We start from the raw sequence: 2,949 nt of genomic DNA on the forward strand, positions 1-2,949 counted from the left end.
ATTTGGTTAAGTCCTCGAACGATTAGTATCAGTCAGCTCCACACGTCACCGCGCTTCCACCTCTGACCTATCAACCTGATCATCTTTCAGGGTTCTTACTAGCTTGCGCTATGGGAAATCTCATCTTGAGGGGGGCTTCATGCTTAGATGCTTTCAGCACTTATCCCGTCCGCACATAGCTACCCAGCGATGCCTTTGGCAAGACAACTGGTACACCAGCGGTGCGTCCATCCCGGTCCTCTCGTACTAAGGACAGCTCCTCTCAAATTTCCTGCGCCCACGACGGATAGGGACCGAACTGTCTCACGACGTTCTGAACCCAGCTCGCGTACCGCTTTAATGGGCGAACAGCCCAACCCTTGGGACCGACTACAGCCCCAGGATGCGATGAGCCGACATCGAGGTGCCAAACCTCCCCGTCGATGTGGACTCTTGGGGGAGATAAGCCTGTTATCCCCGGGGTAGCTTTTATCCGTTGAGCGATGGCCCTTCCATGCGGAACCACCGGATCACTAAGCCCGACTTTCGTCCCTGCTCGACTTGTAGGTCTCGCAGTCAAGCTCCCTTGTGCCTTTACACTCTGCGAATGATTTCCAACCATTCTGAGGGAACCTTTGGGCGCCTCCGTTACTCTTTAGGAGGCGACCGCCCCAGTCAAACTGCCCACCTGACACTGTCTCCCGCCCCGATCAGGGGCGTGGGTTAGAATTTCAATACAGCCAGGGTAGTATCCCACCGACGCCTCCACCGAAGCTGGCGCTCCGGTTTCTCAGGCTCCTACCTATCCTGTACAAGCTGTACCAAAATTCAATATCAGGCTACAGTAAAGCTCCACGGGGTCTTTCCGTCCTGTCGCGGGTAACCTGCATCTTCACAGGTACTATAATTTCACCGAGTCTCTCGTTGAGACAGTGCCCAGATCGTTACGCCTTTCGTGCGGGTCGGAACTTACCCGACAAGGAATTTCGCTACCTTAGGACCGTTATAGTTACGGCCGCCGTTTACTGGGGCTTCGATTCAGAGCTTCGCGTGAGCTAACCCCTCCTCTTAACCTTCCAGCACCGGGCAGGCGTCAGCCCCTATACTTCGCCTTGCGGCTTCGCAGAGACCTGTGTTTTTGCTAAACAGTCGCCTGGGCCTATTCACTGCGGCTCATCTAGGCTATTCACCCAAATGAGCACCCCTTCTCCCGAAGTTACGGGGTCATTTTGCCGAGTTCCTTAACGAGAGTTCTCTCGCTCACCTTAGGATTCTCTCCTCGCCTACCTGTGTCGGTTTGCGGTACGGGCACCATTTATCTCGCTAGAGGCTTTTCTTGGCAGTGTGGAATCAGGAACTTCGGTACTATATTTCCCTCGCTGTCACAGCTCAGCCTTCACGCAAGCGGGATTTGCCTCACTTGCAGCCTAACTGCTTAGACGCGCATATCCAACAGCGCGCTTACCCTATCCTCCTGCGTCCCCCCGTCGCTCAAACGATAAAGAGGTGGTACAGGAATATCAACCTGTTGTCCATCGCCTACGCCTTTCGGCCTCGGCTTAGGTCCCGACTAACCCTGAGAGGACGAGCCTTCCTCAGGAAACCTTAGGCATTCGGTGGATGGGATTCTCACCCATCTTTCGCTACTCATACCGGCATTCTCACTTCTAAGCGCTCCACCAGTCCTTACGGTCTGACTTCAACGCCCTTAGAACGCTCTCCTACCACTGACATCTAAGATGTCAATCCACAGCTTCGGTGATACGTTTAGCCCCGGTACATTTTCGGCGCAGAGTCACTCGACCAGTGAGCTATTACGCACTCTTTAAATGGTGGCTGCTTCTAAGCCAACATCCTGGTTGTCTAAGCAACTCCACATCCTTTTCCACTTAACGTATACTTTGGGACCTTAGCTGGTGGTCTGGGCTGTTTCCCTTTTGACTACGGATCTTATCACTCGCAGTCTGACTCCCACGGATAAGTCTTTGGCATTCGGAGTTTGTCTGAATTCGGTAACCCGATGAGGGCCCCTAGTCCAAACAGTGCTCTACCTCCAAGACTCTTACAACGTGAGGCTAGCCCTAAAGCTATTTCGGAGAGAACCAGCTATCTCCAAGTTCGATTGGAATTTCTCCGCTACCCACACCTCATCCCCGCACTTTTCAACGTGCGTGGGTTCGGGCCTCCAGTTGGTGTTACCCAACCTTCACCCTGGACATGGGTAGATCACCTGGTTTCGGGTCTACGACCACATACTCATTCGCCCTATTCAGACTCGCTTTCGCTGCGGCTCCGTCTTCTCAACTTAACCTTGCATGTAATCGTAACTCGCCGGTTCATTCTACAAAAGGCACGCCATCACCCATGAACGGGCTCTGACTACTTGTAGGCACACGGTTTCAGGATCTATTTCACTCCCCTTCCGGGGTGCTTTTCACCTTTCCCTCACGGTACTGGTTCACTATCGGTCACTAGGGAGTATTTAGCCTTGGGAGATGGTCCTCCCAGCTTCCGACGGGATTTCTCGTGTCCCGCCGTACTCAGGATCCACTCAGGAGGGAACGAAGTTTCAACTACAGGGTTTTTACCTTCTCTGACGGGCCTTTCCAGACCACTTCATCTACCCCGTTCCTTTGTAACTCCATGTTGAGTGTCCTACAACCCCAAGAGGCAAGCCTCTTGGTTTGGGCTATGTCCCGTTTCGCTCGCCGCTACTCAGGGAATCGCGTTTGCTTTCTCTTCCTCCGGGTACTTAGATGTTTCAGTTCCCCGGGTCTGCCTTCAATACCCTATGTATTCAGGTAAAGATACTGTTCCATTACGAACAGTGGGTTTCCCCATTCGGAAATCTCCGGATCAAAGCTTACTTACAGCTCCCCGAAGCATATCGGTGTTAGTCCCGTCCTTCATCGGCTCCTAGTGCCAAGGCATCCACCGTGCGCCCTTTCTAACTTAACCTAAAAGGTCATT

Annotated in this window: 1 rRNA gene; it reads right to left on the reverse strand. The window is 52.9% G+C overall.

The annotated features are described in order from the left end of the window. Positions 1-2: 2 nt before the first annotated feature. Positions 3-2,937: ribosomal RNA gene (locus DYI25_RS22175) — 23S ribosomal RNA — on the reverse strand. Between the last annotated feature and the right edge of the window lie 12 nt (positions 2,938-2,949).

The organism is Mesobacillus boroniphilus (assembly GCF_018424685.1).
GTDB classification, from domain to species: Bacteria; Bacillota; Bacilli; order Bacillales; family Cytobacillaceae; genus Mesobacillus; species Mesobacillus boroniphilus_A.